Genomic DNA, 19,059 nt, shown 5'->3' with positions numbered 1-19,059 from the left:
TGCGCCGCTGTCTGCCTGCAATCCCTTTTGCCCTCTTCGGTGGGCAGAAACTGAATCTAAGCTGACTCGCATCGCGTTGATAATGTGAAATTATTTGCCAAGTCATCACTTGTCCGTCACAAGTCACCGACTACAATGTGGTATCACTAGCTAACGCAAACGGGGAATACAATATGAACAATCGCAATATGCTGGCCATTGCTTTGATGATGGCAACCACGGGCGCCTTTGCTGCTGGTGGCAGTCTGACCGGTAGCTTAGGTATTGGTGGTGACAGTGGTTCTGGATCAGCGGCGCTGAGTGTCGATGGTTCTGTCGAAGGCCTGTCAGAGGAAGAGTTGGAAGAGAAAGCCGACGCGGCAAAAGCCAAAGCAGCGGCGAAACAGGATGCATCCGTTGACGCAGCAGCCGAAAAGAAAGCGGCGATGAAGGAAGCTGCCGCTGAAAAGAAAGCTGCCATGGAAGCCAAGCGTGAGGAAATGAAAGCCAAGCGTGAAGCTGCCAAAGCGGAGCGCGAAGCCAAGGCCGCTGAAGATGCCGCTGCCCGTGCCGAAGCCAAGGCGAAGATGAAAGAAGATCTGGAAGCGAAGAAGAAAGCGCTCAAGGATATGGGCAATGTCAAAGTAGACGCCAGCGTTGAAGCGGGCGCCTCTGCCGAGTAATCGCAAGGTAAAGCCCTCCATTTGGAGGGCGATTTCATTAGTGCACAGGAGAAGAAGAATGAAGAAAGTGATGAGCGCTGTGTTAGTTTCAGGCGTGGTAATGGGTTTCAGCGCATCAGCCAGTGCCGAAGGCTTTTTCAGCCGTCTGTTTGGTGGTGGTTCCAGTGAAACTAAAGTGGAAGCCAAAGCCGAGGTGAAGAGCGATGCACCGGCCAAGGCCGACAACGCGGTTGCCAAAGGTCAGGAAACGGCGGCTGACATGAAGGCCAAGGCGGAAGCCAAGCAGGATGAAATGGCGGCCAAGAAAGCGCAGATGCAAGCCGACGCGGCAGCCCGCAAAGCGGAGCGCGATGCTGAAGCGGAAGCTAATGCTCAAGTCCGCGCTGAGGCAAATGCAAAAATGAAAGCTGACGCTAAAGAAACCGTTAGCAAGACCAAAGACACCGTCAAAGGTTTGACCAACGTCGGTGTTAGCGTCAACGTTGATGCGGGTGCCAGCGCCAAGTAAGCGTTTCGCTTACCCCGATGAGTAACACGCGAAAGAGGCCGATACGGCCTCTTTTTTTGTGTCGCAAAAAGTGGTCTGCGACCCAGAGGGTTTCACAGTGCCAGGGCGAATAGCGTCACAATAAACCCGGCGCAGACTACCAGCCAGGCGTTGAAAAACACCCGTATTGCCAAGGGCAGCTCGCTCAGTTCCATAAACTGATAGAGCACCAGCCGGGCCTTGATGGCAGACAGGGCCATGATGGCGGCTACTGCGAGAATTTGCTGTGTACCGTACTCGGCTGATAGAAACCCCGACAGGGTGAGCACCATTAGCGCCACCCACGCTGCGGTGGGTGATTTGGCGAAGGCCTTGATCATGACTGTACCCCCAGCAGGTAGAGCATGGCGAAGATATAAATCCACAGTAAATCCACCAGATGCCAGAACAGGGCGCCCGCCTCCAGCCAGCTGCGGCTGCGCTCATCCCCCGCAGCGATACGCGGAGTGGCATTGACCAAAAAGCACAGCGCGCCCATGCCCAGCAGATAGTGGAACAGGTGAAAGCCGGTGATGGCGTAGTAGAAGGTGAAAAAATCGTTGGTCAGCGGCGTGATGCCGGCGCTGACCTTGGTGGTGTACTCAATCGCCTTTACCACCGCAAAACCGCTGGAAACGGCAATGGCGGCAATCAGGTGCCTGCGGGTTTTATTGCCATCGCCCTGTCGGGCGGAGACCACGGCCAATGCCACCAGCCAGCTGCCGGTGATCAGAATGGCAGTGTTGAGCAGGCCAAAGCCCTCGCTGAGCTGGCGGGCGGATTGGGAAAATACCTCGGGCTGGCCGAGCCGCTCGACCATGAACACCAGAAAGAACAGCGCAAAGCTGACGCTGTCGATGATCAGAAATACCCAGATGCTGTGGAATTTGGGCGCAGCCCTGCTGGACTGCGCCTCGGCTTCAGAGGGTGCCTCAGGCTGCATTGGCATGTTCCCGTTTCAGACGATTGATGGCCTTGATCAGATAGATAGCGGTGACCCACCAGTAAACAAAGAACAGGCCGAACTCGATCCAGTAGTTGATGAGACCGCTGCGGGAGAAAGCGCCACTTTTAAATAGCGGCATAAAGATTTCCATTACAAAGCTGATGCCGGAACAGATGGCGATCCAACACACCCAGGCCGGAATCAGTGGCTCTGGGCGCTCATCCTGCAGAAAGCACACACCCATGGTAATCATGGCCATCGAAGTCAGCGTGAAGGTGTTGTCAAAGAACAGCCAACCGAAGTCATAGAAGATCTGCAGGATTTGTGGGTCCATTTGCTCCGGACGGTAGACCACGGTTAGCCAGATAACGCAGGGCAGCATAAAGATCAGGGTGGTCAGGCCAGTTCCCCAGCGCTGCACGGTGGACAGCAGGTTGTTGTCTACTTCGACCTCCTCCATCACTTTGGAGATGACAAAGCCCCAGAGCGCGTAGATAAACGAAATCCACAGCTGGCCGATCATGCCGATGCGAATTTTGGAGGCATTGGCAATGATCTCCGCCGCGAACTCGTCCGCTGGCAGGGCGGCGGAGTAGGGAGGGATGTTTTCGCCCAGAATGCCCCAGAACAGGACGGTGCCGGGGATCATGAACAATCCCATCCAGGCAAAAAGGCTGTAGTAGCGGTATGGGTTGCGCTTCATATCAATCTCCAAGTAAGTAAAGTACTGCCATAAGTCCGGTTATTTTCCTCGGCTATCAAATACCGTTCGCACGCGAACTTCAAGCGTTGGTTGGCTCGGTTATAGTCCTGGCAATGGTTCGCTAATGAAAGGTAGGTCGGGCACAGCGGCCAGTGAGCTGTTCAACAGTGTGCCGCCCTCTGCGATAAATGTAAGCAGGGTTGCAGGGTCGCTAACCAGTGTCTCAAGCGCGGGGGATAATCCTAAAACCAGGGGTAGCCCGGTTCCACTGCCAAGAGACAAAAGCGGTTGGGGGTCGATGGCCAGGGTCGTTACCAGGCCAGCGACCCGGCCTGGCGCGCCAGAAAAATCGCCTAGCGCCGTGAAGGCGCTGGGGTTGATATCAAGTGGGAGCGGGCCTAGCGGTAGTTGTTGGGCGCCTACCGCGCTGCTAATAGTCAAGCTGATGGCTGCGAAATATAGATGTTTCATATTGTTATCCTTCTGGTGATTGTGGTGGCTGCCACCGCGGTTGTTAGTAATCCCAGTTCACCCGCACGCCGTAGTACTCTTGCGGTGCGCGTGCGCCCATCGTGCCAAAGTCGGTTTGAAACAGGCCAATGTTGTAGTCCTCGCCAGTCAAGTTTTTGCCATACAGCGTGGTCCGAAGGTTCCACGGCTCGTACAGGTAGCTCACACGGGCGCCGAGAAGGCCGTAGCCCTCTTGAATGACATTATCTGTGCCTTGGGGAGCGAAGCTGTACTCACTGGTGTAGTAGTAATCGACACCCAGCTCCAACGGTCCGCCGCGCATTTCGATGGTTTTTAGAAGGCTGACGGTGCCTGTGACGTCAGGAGATTTCACGATCTGATTGCCGGAGTAGTCGTTACCGCCTTCGAACAGCCCGGTTTCGGCGCTAAACCCCGAGGCATTTTTATAATCGGTATATTCGGCATCGAGAAATAGCGCGCCGGCTGACAGAACCAGGTTGTCAACTAAACTGGGGAAAATGGGCGTGGTGATATCGAATTCAAACCCCCGCTGTTGTTGTTCCCCAGAGTTTTCAAACTGCACCGCGCCGCCCGCCAGAAAGGAAATGAATTGCTGTTGTGGCGAATCAATTGTGTAGTGAAAAATAGCGGCATTTAATGTGGTCATGCCGTCAAAAAACGTTGTTTTCAGGCCGACTTCAAACGCATTCATTTTTTCTTCGTCGACGACTTGTGGCGGTCTCCCTGGCAGAATGTTAATGACGTTAATAATCGCTGCTTTGGTGGCGGTCTGATAGCTGGTATATATCATTGGAGCATCGCCCAAGACGTCCCAGTTTGGACGGAATTCCAGGGCAACTTTCGGGTCAAGTGATCTGGTCGTGGTGCTGAGTTTCGGCTCACCTGAAGGGCTGTAGTCATTGATTGGAACAATGTAGTCGCCTTGTGCGTTACCGATGCCCGAGGTGGATTTGTCCAGGGTGCGCTCCTCATCGGTGTAGCGAGCCCCGAGTGTGACCGAGAGCCAATCGTTGATTGCGGCTGTCGCCTGGGCGTAGAAGGCCAGCGATTCGGTTTTTAGCAAGCCGCTGAAGTAGATATCCCCCGCGCCGCTGTCGTTGTCGGCCTGAAGCCCCACTGCCTGTAGAACATCGGTGATTTCTGACGGGATATCGATTGCGCCGCCGAGCATTGAATTGGCTAGTGCAAGCTGAGCGTCAAGGTTGGCGACGCTCAGCTGAAAAAAGGCAGGGTCGTAGCCTTGGAGAGACTCGAAATAGTAGGCACCTGCAGTCCAGGTGAGCCAATCGCTGCCCCAGGATTCGTCGTTGGACACAAATTGAATTTCGGCTGACTGGTTGTCAGAGTAAAGGTTGGGAAGATAAAAAGTTGCTAGAGGCAGTGCTGAGCCATCAAAGTCAAATAGATAAATGGCGGTCACCTGTTGATCACTGGCTAGCAGTTTAATGTCCATCCAGTTTGTGTTCATCACTAGGTCAGCGGAATACACCTCGATATCAATAGAGTTAAGCTGATCTCGTGGTGGATCGAGTTGTCCCCCGCGGGGATCCTGTTCCGGCAGCGCCAGACCCAGGCCGCTCGGCTCCTGATTGGGGGCGTAATTTGAGCCCAATCCCTTTGCATCAATGCGTGAATAGTTCAGGCTGGCTTCCAGCCAATCCAATGGCGAAAAGCGGACCTTGGCGCGCACCCCTTTCTCTATGGTTTGAGGGATATCCTGCAAGGAGCCGTCGCGAGCTGGGCTGCCAACCCGGCCATCAATGTGATGGTCGGCTTCATCATCGACAGCGGCCAGGCTTACGGCTAAGCGGTTCTCGATTAGCGGAATGCTGATTTCACCTCTGGTACGGCGCGCAGTTGCATCGTGGGGGCTGTCGTACATTTCGTAGGCCGCCATCGCAGACGCTTCGATTTCGTTCAGGTTCGGCTTTTTGGTAATCACGCTGATCGCTCCGCCCACCGCATTTCGTCCGAACAGCGTGCCTTGCGGCCCTTTGAGTACCTCAATCCGCTCCACCGAGCCAAAATTTTGCAGGCTGCCCGCCGCCAGTGGGTAGTAAACACCGTCGATATAGCTAGCGACGCTAGGGTCTCCCAGCACGAAGGCATCGCTCCCCACACCGCGAATATAGGTGCTGGTGTAGCCGGACTGGGCGGTCACGGTCAAACCCGGTGTGATGTGAGGGAGGTCGGCGGCGTTGACCACGCCTTTGGCATCTAGCACGCCTTGGGAGTAGGCTTGAATCGAGATAGGCACATCCTGGGCGCTTTCCTCCCGTTTTTGGGCTGTGACTACAACCTCTTCGATAAGGCGGCTTTGGCGCTTCTTAGCAGGTTCCTGTGCTTGGGCTGGCAGACCAACTAGCGCCATCGCAGCTACTAGGGTCATCGTGGAGGTTGGCTTGCTGCCGTGATGGGTTGAAAGAAATTGTGGAGCATATTCACCCTTAGTCGATTTCCAGAGCATTTTTTATATCCTATGTCTTGGTTTGATCATTATGATTTTTAAAGGCTGTAGTCGATACCGGACCAACATCAGGATTAGTATAGGCATGAAAGTAGGGGTTGCCCCCCTCCTCTGGTAGGGGGTGTGTACTGATCGCGAAATACCTAAGGTTTGAAGTCTGTGGAAATGTCAATGTCTGCCGCCAGTCGGCCTCCTAGCTTTGTTTTTGACTTAGTCCGTACCGAGCTAATGAGTCAGTTAGTGACCGAGTTTGAGCGTCAGCCCAAATTGCTAAGCGTGGTTGCGCCCATAGGCTATGGTAAAACTGTGCTCCTGTCGGCTTTATATGAATCGCTGGTCGATCAAGGCGAGCATTGCCTATGGGTGGGGCTGGACGAGCGCCATGCCACCGTCGAGCGGCTTTTGTCATGTTTTGATTCCGGTCGAGACTCTCTGGGGCACTCGGTTATGGACCTGGTTCAGGGGGGGGGAAGCCATTGAACGACAGCTCAGCGGCTTGCTCGATCAGTTTGCTGAAATGCCGCCGACCATTATATTTCTCGATAACCTCAATGCCTGTATTGATCCGCGCCTCGCTTCGGTGCTTGATAGCTTGATCTTTCGTACAGGTGCTTCTCTACGCTTGGTATGGTCGAGCACCGCTGAGCCGGAATTTAATGTGGGTCGGGCCAGACTAGAGGGTCTGGTGCGGCAGGTTTCGGATAGAGAATTGGGGCTGGGCCCAAAGGAAGTGGCTGAGCTGTTGGGAAGTGACCTCAGCAAAGCGATTGGCGAGGCCGAAATCGCAGCAATGGTAAAGCGTACCGAGGGGTGGCCGGCGGCCATTCGCTTGATGCAAATTGTGCTTTCAGAGTCTGACAAACCACTTGATACGCTGGCGGATTTTTCGGGTACCGATGAAGATATTGTTTCGTTGCTGAAGCGGCAGGTAATGGTTCGATTTTCGGTGGAGCTGCAGCGGTTTCTCTTACGGCTGGCTTTGCTGCGAAACTTTACAAGAGGTCTTTGCCGATATGCCATTGATAATTTGGCCGCATCCGACTACCTAAATTTTTTACTGCGTCGCAACGTTTTTATGATTCCGCTAGACCGTAATCGGGAGCGCTATCGGCTACACAATATGTTCCGGGAGTTTTTGCTGACTGAGGCGGCACAGACGTTGGCAGATGGAGAACGGGCTGCAGTGCTACGCCGCGCGGCACAGTGGTGCGAGGCGCGACAGGAATGGCATGACGCTGTCGATTATGCGCTCGCGGCGGAGGATCTAGCGCACAGTGGACATCTACTTAATGCGATCTCCAGCCACTATGTCCGCGAGCAGCACGACGTACAGCAATTTATCGACTGGGTGCAGTCTTTTGACGCCCTCGGCGGCGTCTTAGGAGTAGAGTCTCATTTTTGGTACGTTTGGGCGTTGGTGTTTAAGCGACGTTATCAGGCCGGTCGCCGGGAACTGGATCGCCTGGCCTCTAAGCTGAGCGAGGCGGCAAATTTTGAGGAAAAGGAGAATCTGACTCTGCGTGTTATGCACCTGCGGCTCTGCTTGGAGTTGTTCACCGACAGACTGGCAGATTGCGAGCAGGTGATTGTCCGTTGGCTTGAACTCGATAATGGCAGCGATGCCTATTCCTCAGGGTCGGTGCGCTGCGCACAGAGCATATGTTTGACCGCACGTTTTGAATTCCGCCACTCCCGTCGGGTGATGTTGACGGCGCATCCCTATTTTCTGGATGTTGGCGGGCCGTATAGTCTCGGTTGGATAGGATTGATTGAAGGGGTGACTGCCGCCCTTGAAGGGAATGTGGCAAGTGCCTATCGGGAATTGATGGCCTCTTTTAGCCGGGTCAAGAGAGACTTGGGCGCCGATGCTCAAATTGGTTGCTCCCTCGCATGTGTTGCCAGCTACTGTGCCGTGGAGATGGGGGAGCTTGCCGAGGCAAGGCGCTTACTGGCCGTGGCTATGCCCAATTTCCAGAGCAATGTTCTGGTCGATCATGCGGCGTTTGGTCTGGAGGCGATACTTAAACTCTGGGACGGCGATATCTCAGGGGAAATTTCCATTGAGCGACTTCGGGCGTGGGTACGAAGTTATCCACCGCGACTGGCGTTGATGTTTTCATGCATGCTGATCCAGCGCTTGGTGGTCCTGGGAGAGTTGGAGCAGGCTGAAGCGGAGGCGCGGGCCATCAATCTGTATGGCGATGTGCTTAGCGTCGAAGTGGCGGGTTATGCCCTCAGTGATCACCCTGGATTTTCTTCACTCTGGATGTCCACTCGCTTGCAACTGATGATCGCTCGACATCAATTTCGCTCTGCCTCGTTGCTCGTTGCCCGGCAGATGACGGTGTTGAAGGCGGAGGGACGCCATGCGCGCCTGCTGGAGTTAGAATTAGCCAGCGCGACCATCTCTGTCCAGCTTGGCAAGGTAGAGCTTGCTGCCAAACTGCTGACGGGGGCGGTGCGTCGGGCAGCGCAGCGACGTTTGCTCAGGGCATTTTTGGATTACCGAGACACGGTCGAGACCTTGGTCCGGTCCGGGTGTATTAGCGCTCGATCCTTTGCACTGCGTGATGAGAGCGAGTTTTTTGAAGAGCTGTGTCGTCTGCTGCGCATTGGGGAGGTTGAAGAGGCGCACTCCCGGACTGGCGGCGAGATTGGAACTCCGACCCAACGGGAGGCGGAGTTGCTCTCCCTCTTGGAAACTGGTTTGTCCAACGCCGAGATTGCCAGCTACACCAATTTGTCCATCACCACGGTGAAATGGCACCTGAAGAACCTGTACAAAAAATTGGATGTTGGTAATCGAGCCGCCGCCATTGCCACCGCCAGAAAACTGGGGCTGCTCGCTAAATAGGGTGAGGATTTTTTTCTCGATTTGGTAAACAATCTTGAAGCGCGGGTCGGCATCTCCGAAAATGCCGGATTTAGTCGAGGTGAGCATTGCCGAAGTCTGCCCCCACTATGCGCTTGGACCGCTACTTGGCCACGGTGACGGATTATTCCCGCAGCGAAGCAAAGCGGCTGATTAAAGCGGGCGAAATCGCGGTGGCGGATAGGGTCACCACCGACCCGGGCTATCCTGTCGCCGACGGCGACGACGTGAGTTTGCAGGGGCATTTACTGCGCCCGCCCGGCCCCCGCTATTTCATGCTGAACAAACCCCCCGGCTATGTTTGCGCGGCCAAGGACCGCCGTCATCTGACAGTGCTGGACCTGTTGGACGAAGACAATCCCGAGCGGTTGCATGCTGCCGGTCGTCTGGATATCGACACCACCGGCCTGGTTCTGCTCACCGACGATGGTCAGTGGTCCCACGCCATCACCTCGCCCCAGCGTCAGTGTTGGAAGCGCTACCGTGTTGGGCTTGCTGAAGACATTAACGACAAGACGGTGGAGCACTTTGCCCGGGGCGTATTTCTGAAAGACGACAAAGCCCGGACTCTGCCCGCCGAGCTTGAGGTGCTGGGGCCCCGGGAGGCCCTGCTCAGTATTCAGGAGGGCCGCTACCATCAGGTAAAGCGCATGTTTGCCGCTGAAGGCAACGCGGTTGTCACGCTTCACCGGGAAGCGATTGGTGCGATTGAACTGGACGACGACCTGGATGAAGGGGCCTACCGACCGTTGACGAAGGAAGAGATCGACAGTGTCTAGCGCAACTGACACCGCCCTTGTGGCGCTCATGAATGCCCTCAGTGAATGCCCAGCGCCCACCTGGTGGTTTGCAGGCGAGCAGGAGTTTGCACCGCCCGTGGCCAGTGGCGAGGTCAATGTATTCACTAATCGCTGCGACACGGCGGCATTGTTTTCTGATCGTGGTTATCCGGTCATCCTGGGCGATTTTGAATTGCCCTCAGGTGACGGGCAGAACGCGGAATGGGAGCGGCCCCAAAGTATTTGCTACCGGGTGTCTAAGGAAAAAGCCCTGGTGCATTACCTGATTAACCAGGCAGCCAAGGCCCTCCCCGAAGGCGGTGAACTGCTGCTGGCTGGGTTCAAGGGTGATGGTCTGAAAACCTATGCGGACAAAGCGGCCAAATTACTCGGCGGACAGAAACAGATAGAAAAATGTGCCGGCAACGCTTACCTGGCACGGATCAGCAAAGGCGAGCTGAGTGATCAATGGTTGCCGGATCAGGATTACACCCGCCTGCAGATGATTCACGAGGAGCCTGTGCTGCTGAGCAAGCCGGGGATTTTTGGCTGGCAAAAGTGCGATCGGGGCAGCGCCCTGCTGATAGAACAGTTGCCGGGTGTGCTAGCTTCCTGCCAACGCGCTCCGCATCGGCTGCTTGATCTGGGCTGTGGTTACGGCTACCTGACCGTGATGGCCCATCGCCATCTGCCCGGAAGTGAATGGTTACTTACTGATAACAATGCCACCGCATTGATCGCCGCACAGGCCAATTGTGAGCGCCACGGTATTGCGGCGGAAACCCTCCTGGCGGATTGCGGAAGTGGGGCGCAGGGGCCCTTTGATATGGTGTTGTGTAACCCGCCATTCCATCAGGGCTTTGCGGTGGAGGGGAGTCTGACCGATCAATTTCTGGCCGCCGCCAGTCAGGTTCTTGCCCGGGGTGGGCAGGCGCTGTTTGTGGTCAACGAATTCATTCCGCTGGAGCGCAAGGCCCGGCAAGCGTTCGCCTCAAGTGAGCTGTTAATTCGCTGCGACGGCTTCTGTGTATACCGGTTGATTGCCCGCTGACGCAGCCTTTGCGCTAGGGCTTACCGCGTTGGGGGAAGTTGGGGCACTCTCCGGTGGCGGGGTGAGCAATTCGGGTGGCAGTTCCTCTGTCTCCGGTACATCATTCAAGGCGCCATCGCAGGAGCTGCCAGCGTACATCGCCCGCTTATACAGTCCCTGCGCGAGAAGGGACAGGCCGCCGGTATAGATAGCGGCGCCCGTCGACAGGCCGGACGTGAACATGCCAGATGGGTCGGCGACGATGCGCGGTTTTTGCAGCGGCCCTGCCAGGCGGACCAGGCCGGCGGCAGCGCCAATGTTAATGCCCACCCCGGTGCGGGCGATGGGCGAGACACCAAAGGTGAGGGATTCGTCGGCCAGGTCTACCTGTCCGGTACCGACGATTTTGGTGGCGCGGGTTTCGAGGGCGATACCATTGTTACTCAACAGCTTGCCGTCTTCGCCTTTAAAGTGAATCGCCACGCACTCAATTTCGGTGGTTTGCCGCTTTTCGGCAAAGGGATTTAACTTGCTGATCAATTCGCTGAGCAGGTCGGAGCCAATCAAGTTCAGTGCGTTGCCCTTGGCTTCCAGGTTGGTGATCTTGGCATCGAGCTTAGCTTTGAGGTTGGCGGCCAGTTCGGCGGGGCTGCGGCCTTGGCTTGACGCCGTCAGTTTGATTTTGCCGTCGCCGCCGCGAATCCCGGCGGCTTTCTCCAGCCCCAGTTTGCCGTAATCCTGGCCGTCTACCTGCAGTTTGGTTTTCAGGCTGGGGGCGTTGCCCTGGCTGTCGAGGGAGGCCGACAGCTTCACCGTGCCGTGATCAAATTGCAGCGTGGTGGACTTAAGGCTGAATTTGCCATCCTTCAAGATGGGGTCGAGCTGGGCGCTGCGCAGCCGGTTGTAGCCGGTATCGATGTCCTGCAGCTGAATATTCAGGTCGATGTCGAAGGATTGCAGTGCGTCGAGGGGCAGAGGGTCCTGGCTGAAGACCGGACCGCCTGTCTTCTTGGTGGCAGGTGTCGCGGTCTTGGGCGTCGGCGCTGCTTCATTGGCGTCGGTGATAAAGGTCAGGTCGAGTTTGGTCAGACTGAGATCGCCACGAAGATGGGGTCGTTGCTGATCGAGGTAGCTGAGGTTGAAGGTGGCGTTCTGCTCGCCGAGGCGGGCGCTGCCTTTGGCGCTGTGCTGTTTGCTGCCGGTACTGACCTTGCTTTCAAGGCGAAGTGGGCCTGCTTCTTTCCAGGGGACCTCAGCCAGCCGCCAAATGGCTTTGCTGTTAGGGGCGGAGGCATTCAATTGCAGCTCCGTGCCCTCGAGGCCATTCACGTTCACCTCGCCCTGACCGGTGAGAGTGACCTCCCCGATGGCGATATCGAGATCGGCCTTGAGATCGGGGCCCTGGGTGATGCTCGCCAGGGGGCTGGCGCTGGCCTTGATGCGCAGATCGCCATAGCGGCGCTGGCTCGCCTGCTCGGACAGGCTTTTGGCTTTTAGTGAGAGCGACATATCCGAATCCACCTTGGCGTCCAGGCTCAGATCCTGGCCTTGCCAGCCCCTGGCCTTGAGGGTGGCAATTTGGGCGGTGAGGGCAACTCGGGTGGTATCGAGCCAGGCCCAATCGATGTCGGTCTCGGGGCTTTCCTCATCTGGCGTCGATTCGGTGGCGGGAAATAGCTGGTCGATGTCCAGTAGCGAGGCAGTGAGGTTGGCACTGACGGCCAAATCGTTTTGGCTGACTTCGACCTTACCCTTTACCTGGCTGTCGCCGCTACGCAAGTTCAGATCGCGGATTTCGTAATCCGGTGTGAACGCCAGGGTCGCTTTGAGGTGGGTTTTTGGCAGTTCGGGCAGCGTGGTCTCGGCCAGGGCGGCCAGGTTCTGTAGTTGACTGATAGACAGGTCGAGGTCGATCTCGCTGCCCTTCAAGTCGCTCGCCAAGACCAGTCGGCCCTGGGTTTTTAAGCTGGCGTCGGCGTGGTCAAGGTTGAGCTGGTAATTAAGAATGCCATTCTGCGGCTCAAACAGATCGACTTTGCTATTGATGGTGAAGTCCTGCTCTTTGTAGCGGACGTTGAGGCGCAGTTCGCCGTTGCCGACTTCCACCCGCTGGGCGTCGATCAGCGGTAGGGTAATGCGCTCTTCCAGCTCGCCATTGCGCCAGGTGACGGTAACGTTTTCCAGCTCAATATCATTGAAATTGAAATCAGCGGGAAGGGTAATGCCGTCGGCCGCCTCTGGTACCGGGTCAGCGGGTGTTTGGGTCTCGCCGCCGGCAAGTTTGTTGCTGATCCAGTTCAGTTTGCCCTCGTCATTGCGGGCGACCAGCAGTTCAATACCGCGGCCGCGCAGATCCCAGAAAGGCTTGTCTGAAAAGGGCAGTTGCGTGAGTTCCAGGCTGAGGTGATCAATAGTTAACAGTGCTTCATCGCCCCAGTCGGGGTTTTGCAGCTTCAGTTTTTGCACTTCAATGCGCAGCGGGTTCATGTGCGTGCTGATGTCGCCGATTCCCAATTGCAGCCCGGCATAGCGATCGGCGCTGGAGCTGATGGTACCCCGCAGCAAGTTGGGATGAATGAGCGCGGTACTGACACCGAAGAACAGGGTGACCAGTAAGATCAGCAGCGCAATAGCGATGGTTTTCAGCATGGGCTTGAATCGGCTGTCTGGTGGTGGGTAATAAAGGCTTGGGGCAACAATAACACGATTGCGCAGCCCTGTGATGGCAATGGCCAGGCTTCGCGCCGCAAGGTGGTGTGCTAGGCTTTGCCTCTTTTTGCCGATGATTGCGCCGGCTTAGGCCCGCGATAACTGGCGTTTTTGCCTCGGCGATGTGGCAGAAGCATAACAAGGTGAAGACGAGGTCAGTGATGCAGTGGCAACCCCCTTTGGTGATCGGACGTTTGCAGCGGCGGTATAAACGCTTTTTGGCAGATGTTGTGCTGGACGATGGCCTGGAAGTTACCGTGCATTGCCCTAACACAGGGGCCATGACGGGCTGTGCAGAACCCGGTAGCGTCGTCTGGCTGTCACCCAGCACTAACCCCAAGCGCAAGCTGCCGTATACCTGGGAGCTGGTAGAAACTCAGGATGGTCATCGCATTTGCATCCATTCGGCCCTGGCAAATGGCCTGGTTGCCGAGGCACTGGACGCAGGAGAGATTGACGAGCTGGCCCAATACAAACACTGGCGTGGTGAATGGAAGCTGCCTTCTGGAAGCCGCATTGATTTTGTGTTGTCAGACCAGGCTGGTGACGCTGAATGGGACTGTTATGTCGAGGTAAAGTCGGTCACCTTGCATCGGGGTGGTGGGCAGGGCGCCTTTCCAGATGCGGTGAGTGATCGGGCCCGGCGGCACGTCGATGAATTGTTGGCCCTCAAGCGAGGCGGCGCCAGGGTGTTGCTGATCTTTGCCGTCCTTCATGAGGGCATCGACCGGGTCGGTCCCGCAGCGGATATTGATCCGCGCTACGCTGAAACGTTGGCGGCGGCCTGCGCTGACGGGCTGGAAGTGCTTGCCCTCGGGGCAGAGGTGTCGCCACAGGGAATGCGCCTAACCCGTCGGCTTGCCTTTACCCTCTAGCGTTGCGACGGAGGGATCAGTGGGCGCCTAGCAAGAAGAGTTTGTCGCCGTCCACCGAGAAGGGCACGGCGTCGAGGTATTCCCCCTGGCAGGGGCCCGACACGCACTCACCGGATTCAATCAAGAACAGGGCGCCGTGGGTGGCACATTGAATCAGACTGCCGCTAGCGTCGAAAAATGCGTCCGGTTGCCAGTTCAATCTGACTTGCCGGTGGGGGCAGCGGTTGCGGTAGACCCATATTTTGCCCCGGCTGCGCACGGCAAAGTAACTGACTCCGTCCGTCTCAAAGCCGACGCTGCCCGGGTCGGGAAGGTCGCTAAGGTCGAGGACGGGTTGCTGTTGCGGGCGGGTGGTCACGGTTGCTCCTCGGCAATGTTGCTAAGCCGAAAATCGCCCTCGCGCTCGAAGGTGTGCCGCAGCGCTGGCAGCATCCGGTCGATGGCGTCGCGGCCCTCTGCAATGGCCTCGCTCGCCTTGCTGAATTCAAGCAGACCGATATGACCGAGCCGGGGCCACAGCATGATGTCGGCGGGTTCGCCGGCCAGCCGTGAACGGGTGATCCGGTCTTGCATAATGTTGATGGCGCTCATCATGACGCTCAGTGTGCCGGGGGCCACGGGCTTGCTGTCATTTTCATCGCTGCGGAAATTGGCGGCGGCTTCCTTCAGGGAGTGGGTAAAACGGGCGAAGGCGGAGGGTTCGGTGGGCGGCTCGCTGCCCGCCGCTTTTTCATCCTCCGACTCTTCCTCTTCGGCCATCTCTTCCTGAGTGGGCGCGGCAACATCGGTCAGCACCCGGCGGCGACCAACAATATCGCTGTTCAAGTCCACACCAATAATAATGTCGGCGCCCAGGGCGCGGCAGACAGAAACGGGCACGGGGTTGACCAGGCCGCCGTCCACCAGCCAGGCGTCGTCTTTGGTCACTGGGGTGAGCACGCCGGGAATGGCAATGGATGCTCTCACGGCATTCCACAAGGGGCCGCGCTGGAGCCACACTTCTCGCCCCCGGTAAAGGTCGGTGGCCACGGCGGCGAAGGGCAAGGGCAGGCTTTCGATATCGGGGTTGCCGTATTCCGCGGAAAAGAAGTCCATCAAGCGGGTGGCGTGAGCGACCCCACCGGTAGCGGTCAGGCTGACACTCATGTAGTGGAATACCTGGGCGTTGCTGAGGTTTTGAATCCACTCGGCGAAATGTTCGAGTTTGCCGGTGAGATAACAACCGCCGATCAGGGCGCCGATTGAGGCCCCGCAGATAATATCTGGCGCAATGCCCAGTTCCTGCAGGCGTTGAATAACACCAATGTGCGCCATGCCCCGAGCAGATCCGCTACCCAGAGCGAGCCCGATCTTTTTGTGATTTTCCTGGTGTTCCACGATGAGGTTCCTGCTTAGACGGGGGCTTGTCACAGGTAGTATCATGCCAGATTGCATGCGTCCCAAGATACCCTGCCGCCAGGCGTTGGCATGGTGGTGGGTTTCGCAGTGTGGTGCGCAGTGTTGTAGGCGGAGCGGATTGGGGAGCAGACGTGGAAATACGCCCGGAGCAAGTGCTAGGACAAATCCCCGAGCTGATGGATGACAGCTTGGGTGCGCCCTTGCATCCGGCGATCCGGGCGCCGTTGGTGCGCCTGCAGCAGCGGGCAGCAGAGGTGGGTTTTGATCTGCAGGTGGTGAGCGGATATCGGAGTTTTGATCGGCAGTTGGCGATCTGGAATGCCAAAGCCAGCGGTCAGCGAGCCTTGTTGGACTCCCGGGGCCAGCTCCTCGATTTTGCCAGCCTGTCTCCTGACCAGTTAGTCCATGTCATTTTGCGTTGGTCGGCGCTGCCCGGCGGGTCCCGCCACCATTGGGGTAGCGATATTGATGTCTATGATGCCGCTGCGGTTGATGCCGATTACGCGGTCCAGCTCACGCCCCAAGAGGTGAGCGAAGGTGGGCCCTTTGCGCCAATGCACGACTGGTTGGACGAGCAGTTCCGGCGCGATGACGGCGAAGGCTTTTTCCGCCCCTACGATATAGACCGGGGTGGCGTGGCGCCGGAGCGCTGGCATTTGAGTTTTGCGCCGCTGGCGGCGCAAATGCAGGCGGCCCTCACCCTGCCGGTTTTGGCTCAGGGGCTGGCGGCTGCCGGGATAGTGTTGAAGGATGAGGTAATGACCCAATTACCGGAATTGTACCGGCGTTATGTGGTGGTGCCGATAAGTGCCTACCCGCAGCCGCTTCGGTCGCTGCTGGTTTCTCAGGAGGAAGAATGAGTCTGTCGGTTGCAGATCTTTGGTCAGCGATGATTCGTGAGGCGACTGAATTTGGTGGCAACGAACCGGTGCTGGCAAGTTTTTATCACGCCAGCATCCTTAATCACCCCGATTTTTCTGCGGCCCTCAGTTTTCAGGTCGCCAGCAAGCTGGGCTGTAAGTCGGTGCCAGCGATGCTGATTCGGGATGTGTTTAATGAGGCGGTGGCGGCTGACCCCGGCATTGTCCAGGCGGCGGCAGATGACGTTTGTGCCCACTATGATCGGGACCCTGCCTGTGATCATTACGGCATGCCGTTTCTCTATTTCAAGGGCTTTCAGGCGATTCAGGCCTACCGGATCGCTCACTGGCTGTGGAATCAGGGGCGGGAATCGATGGCCCTGTTTCTGCAAAATCGCATTGCCACGACCTTTGATGTCGACATTCACCCGGCAGCGAGGCTGGGCAGCGGCATTATGATTGACCATGCCACCGGTCTGGTTATCGGTGAAACGGCAGTGGTGGGGAACAATGTGTCGATGCTGCACTCAGTAACCCTGGGTGGTTGCGGCAATCATCGTGGTCCCCGGCATCCCCATGTGGCAGACGGGGTGTTGATCAGCGCAGGTGCAAAAGTGCTCGGCAATATTCAGGTGGGAGAAGGGGCCAAAATCGCCGCCGGCAGTGTGGTGCTTTGTGACGTAGCTCCCTTTACCACTGTGGCAGGTGTCCCAGCACGACAAGTTGGACGTGAAGTAAGGGAACTTCCGGCACTGAATATGAATCAGAGTATCGGTGACGATGAGTAGCAGTGTTATCCCCCTCGCTGAGACGGAAAACGGCCTTGGTTAGCGGAGTTTGCAGCTCGACAAAATCGTCAGACATACTGATTGACATATGGTATATTGCATTCGTTAGGTCAAAAAATATTAGAGGTGCTTGTGAGCGTTAAACTACTGGACAACAGGGCGTTTTATGGCTTTCGGGTGCGCAGAACCGTTGCTGGGGAGCTGTTTCAGGAGTACTTCTCCCTAAAGAAAGACGGCAAGCGACTCGAAGGACGTCAAAAGAAGGCGATTGAGAAAGAAGCAATCGCCAGGGACAAGGAGCTTGAACAGCAGCAACTGCGTTACCTCGAAGAGACTAAAGAGGATCGTTGCTTCAAGCCTGATGGCACTGTTAGGGGGATCAGCTACCTGCTGAAAACCGAGAAGAGCGGTAATTTGACGCCGATCTTCCAGGTCGGGGTGGCGTCAAAAATTGAGAATAAAACGGTTTGTACCAGTTTTTCTCTCAATGCCCATGGCAGTGACGATGCGTGGGAGCGTGCGGTTGAGGCCTATGCCAAGCACAAATCCATTCACAAGAACTCCAAGCTATACCAGCGCCTGCTGGAAGCGATGCCCAAGGTTCAATAAGGGGATCGCCCTGGCTGCGCCCCCGCCTTGCTCGCTGGCGGCATCTCGCCGAGATGTCGCCTCCCTGCCTTTTTCTTCCTTTCTGTAACTGACACCCATCGCTAACACACCGAGTCAGCGCCTTTGTGTTGCGGCGTTGTTTTGCGCGGTGATGTTGGGTCGTGGGTTGGGGAGGACGACTGAAGGTGAGGCGCGGACTGCCGCACTACCTGATAGTCAGAGGTAAAGGGGTGTTGTCAGTTGTAGTAAGGGTCTGACTGGAGAGGGAGCTGAGGGCCCCAAGGGGCCCTCCTGCGCAATTAGCCTTTGTAGGCTGCTGCGGCTTTGGTGACTTCTGCGAGTGCAGCTTCGCTGCCTGCCCAGCCGTCAACTTTAACCCACTTGCCTTTTTCCAGATCTTTGTAGTTCTCGAAAAAGTGCTCGATTTGCTGAATCAGCAGCTCGGGCAGGTCAGAGGGCTCTTTCACGTCTTTGTACAGCACGCTCAGCTTGTCGTGGGGAACGGCCAGTAGTTTGGCGTCCTGGCCAGCTTCGTCGCTCATGTTCAGAATGCCGATGGGGCGGGCGCGAATTACTGAGCCGGGTACCACGGGGTAGGGCGTCACCACCAGCACGTCCAGCGGGTCACCGTCTTCAGACAGCGTGTTGGGGATGTAACCGTAGTTGGCAGGGTAAAACATGGGGGTGGCCATGAAACGGTCAACCATCAGGCAGTCGGCGTCTTTGTCGATTTCGTACTTGATGGGGCTGCTGTTGGCAGGGATTTCAATGGCGACATAGATGTCGTGGGGCAGCTCTTTGCCCGCGGGAATTTTAGAGTAGCTCATGCTGAATTCCGTTTTCCAGGGTGGGTTTTAGGGTTAAAAAAGTCCGTCGAGTATAAACGCTAAGGCTGGGGAAGCGAAGGGCAAAAAAAATCCGGCCCGGCAGCGGGGGAGCCGCCGGAGGCCGGTTAGTGTGGAGACTTACCGTGGTTTGCCCATCTTCTTGTATAACCCCCAAAGGGGAGGGGCTATTCTGCTGTCATGCCCACCTGCACGGCGTCGCCTTCGATGCGTACCGGGTAGGAGGGAATGGTGACATCAGCGTCTTCCAGGCAGGCGCCGTCCTCGAGGCCAAAGTGTTGTTTGTAAATCGGTGACGCGACGACCAGCTTGCCGTTGAGGCTACCTACGATCCCTCTGGAAAGGACATTGGCGCCGCTGAAGGGGTCGCGATTGGCAAGGGCATAAAACGCATCGTTCACCCGAAAAATCGCCACCTGGGTTTCCCCCAGCAATGCGGCGGCCCCCGCATTGGGGAGGATGTCGTTGATTTTGCAGACGGGAGTCCAGTTCATGTTG

The 19,059-nt window shown here is 56.8% G+C and carries 18 protein-coding genes; 9 read left to right on the top strand and 9 right to left on the bottom strand.

What is annotated here, in order from left to right; all coding sequences use genetic code 11:
- The first annotated feature begins 173 nt into the window (after positions 1-173).
- Both NCG89_RS06480 and NCG89_RS06475 read left to right on the top strand, forming a co-directional pair.
- Positions 174-662, top strand: a complete 489-nt coding sequence (locus NCG89_RS06480) for a hypothetical protein (protein ID WP_251088945.1) — start codon at positions 174-176, stop codon at positions 660-662.
- A gap of 58 nt (positions 663-720) precedes the next feature.
- Positions 721-1,170, top strand: a complete 450-nt coding sequence (locus NCG89_RS06475; RefSeq protein WP_251088944.1) for a hypothetical protein — start codon at positions 721-723, stop codon at positions 1,168-1,170.
- Positions 1,171-1,262: 92 nt separating this feature from the next.
- Here NCG89_RS06475 and NCG89_RS06470 read toward each other — a convergent pair whose 3' ends face one another.
- The 4 genes from NCG89_RS06470 to NCG89_RS06455 all read right to left on the bottom strand — a co-directional run bounded on the left by NCG89_RS06470 (position 1,263) and on the right by NCG89_RS06455 (position 5,718).
- On the bottom strand, positions 1,263-1,529 hold the full coding sequence (locus NCG89_RS06470) for a cytochrome C oxidase subunit IV family protein (protein ID WP_251088943.1): 267 nt from the start codon (positions 1,527-1,529) through the stop codon (positions 1,263-1,265).
- Positions 1,526-2,131 carry a cytochrome c oxidase subunit 3 gene (locus tag NCG89_RS06465; protein WP_251088942.1) on the bottom strand — a complete coding sequence of 202 codons (606 nt, stop codon included), beginning with the start codon at positions 2,129-2,131 and terminating at the stop codon, positions 1,526-1,528. Before NCG89_RS06465 ends, NCG89_RS06470 begins: the two co-directional genes overlap by 4 nt.
- Positions 2,121-2,837: a hypothetical protein gene (locus NCG89_RS06460; protein WP_251088941.1), complete on the bottom strand. Its 717-nt coding sequence runs from the start codon at positions 2,835-2,837 to the stop codon at positions 2,121-2,123. Before NCG89_RS06460 ends, NCG89_RS06465 begins: the two co-directional genes overlap by 11 nt.
- A 514-nt stretch (positions 2,838-3,351) precedes the next feature.
- Positions 3,352-5,718, bottom strand: coding sequence for a TonB-dependent receptor (locus NCG89_RS06455; RefSeq protein ID WP_251088940.1), 2,367 nt, complete (start codon positions 5,716-5,718; stop codon positions 3,352-3,354).
- A 460-nt stretch (positions 5,719-6,178) separates the two neighbouring features.
- Here NCG89_RS06455 and NCG89_RS06450 point away from each other — a divergent pair, with 460 nt between their 5' ends.
- From NCG89_RS06450 to NCG89_RS06440, 3 genes are all read left to right on the top strand, one after another.
- A complete protein-coding gene (locus NCG89_RS06450; protein ID WP_251088939.1) occupies positions 6,179-8,650 on the top strand; it encodes a winged helix-turn-helix domain-containing protein in 2,472 nt (823 codons plus the stop codon).
- Between the two features lie 86 nt (positions 8,651-8,736).
- Complete coding sequence (gene rsuA / locus NCG89_RS06445; RefSeq protein ID WP_349631926.1) at positions 8,737-9,447, top strand: 16S rRNA pseudouridine(516) synthase RsuA; 711 nt, start codon at positions 8,737-8,739, stop codon at positions 9,445-9,447.
- Entirely contained in the window at positions 9,440-10,498 is a 1,059-nt protein-coding gene (locus NCG89_RS06440; RefSeq protein WP_251088938.1) for a class I SAM-dependent methyltransferase, read from the top strand. The genes rsuA and NCG89_RS06440 overlap by 8 nt, the downstream gene beginning before the upstream one ends.
- On the opposite strand, the gene NCG89_RS06435 is transcribed toward NCG89_RS06440, so the two are convergent.
- A complete protein-coding gene (locus tag NCG89_RS06435; protein WP_251088937.1) occupies positions 10,451-13,126 on the bottom strand; it encodes an AsmA family protein in 2,676 nt (891 codons plus the stop codon). The genes NCG89_RS06440 and NCG89_RS06435 overlap by 48 nt on opposite strands.
- Positions 13,127-13,347: 221 nt before the next feature.
- On the opposite strand from NCG89_RS06435, the gene sfsA reads away from it, so the two are divergent.
- Positions 13,348-14,061: a DNA/RNA nuclease SfsA gene (gene sfsA / locus NCG89_RS06430; protein WP_251088936.1), complete on the top strand. Its 714-nt coding sequence runs from the start codon at positions 13,348-13,350 to the stop codon at positions 14,059-14,061.
- A 16-nt stretch (positions 14,062-14,077) separates the two neighbouring features.
- Here the strand turns inward: sfsA and NCG89_RS06425 are convergent, their stop codons facing one another.
- Positions 14,078-14,419 (bottom strand): Rieske (2Fe-2S) protein, encoded by a 342-nt coding sequence (locus NCG89_RS06425; RefSeq protein WP_251088935.1) that lies wholly within the window; start codon positions 14,417-14,419, stop codon positions 14,078-14,080.
- A complete protein-coding gene (locus NCG89_RS06420) occupies positions 14,416-15,438 on the bottom strand; it encodes a patatin-like phospholipase family protein (protein WP_251088934.1) in 1,023 nt (340 codons plus the stop codon). Before NCG89_RS06420 ends, NCG89_RS06425 begins: the two co-directional genes overlap by 4 nt.
- 152 nt (positions 15,439-15,590) lie before the next feature.
- Here NCG89_RS06420 and NCG89_RS06415 point away from each other — a divergent pair, with 152 nt between their 5' ends.
- The 3 genes from NCG89_RS06415 to NCG89_RS06405 all read left to right on the top strand — a co-directional run bounded on the left by NCG89_RS06415 (position 15,591) and on the right by NCG89_RS06405 (position 17,716).
- Positions 15,591-16,319, top strand: a complete 729-nt coding sequence (locus NCG89_RS06415) for a M15 family metallopeptidase (RefSeq protein WP_251088933.1) — start codon at positions 15,591-15,593, stop codon at positions 16,317-16,319.
- Positions 16,316-17,107, top strand: a complete 792-nt coding sequence (gene cysE, locus NCG89_RS06410; RefSeq protein WP_251088932.1) for a serine O-acetyltransferase — start codon at positions 16,316-16,318, stop codon at positions 17,105-17,107. Before NCG89_RS06415 ends, cysE begins: the two co-directional genes overlap by 4 nt.
- A gap of 132 nt (positions 17,108-17,239) precedes the next feature.
- Positions 17,240-17,716: a hypothetical protein gene (locus tag NCG89_RS06405; protein WP_251088931.1), complete on the top strand. Its 477-nt coding sequence runs from the start codon at positions 17,240-17,242 to the stop codon at positions 17,714-17,716.
- A gap of 299 nt (positions 17,717-18,015) precedes the next feature.
- Here NCG89_RS06405 and ppa read toward each other — a convergent pair whose 3' ends face one another.
- Both ppa and nirD read right to left on the bottom strand, forming a co-directional pair.
- Positions 18,016-18,543, bottom strand: a complete 528-nt coding sequence (gene ppa / locus NCG89_RS06400; protein WP_251088930.1) for an inorganic diphosphatase — start codon at positions 18,541-18,543, stop codon at positions 18,016-18,018.
- A 185-nt stretch (positions 18,544-18,728) separates the two neighbouring features.
- On the bottom strand, positions 18,729-19,055 hold the full coding sequence (gene nirD, locus NCG89_RS06395; protein WP_251088929.1) for a nitrite reductase small subunit NirD: 327 nt from the start codon (positions 19,053-19,055) through the stop codon (positions 18,729-18,731).
- Positions 19,056-19,059 lie beyond the last annotated feature (4 nt).

The organism is Spongiibacter taiwanensis (assembly GCF_023702635.1).
Taxonomy (GTDB): domain Bacteria; phylum Pseudomonadota; class Gammaproteobacteria; order Pseudomonadales; family Spongiibacteraceae; genus Spongiibacter; species Spongiibacter taiwanensis.
The sequence above is the reverse complement of the archived record's forward strand: the minus strand, read 5'-3'. Positions and strand labels throughout refer to the sequence as shown.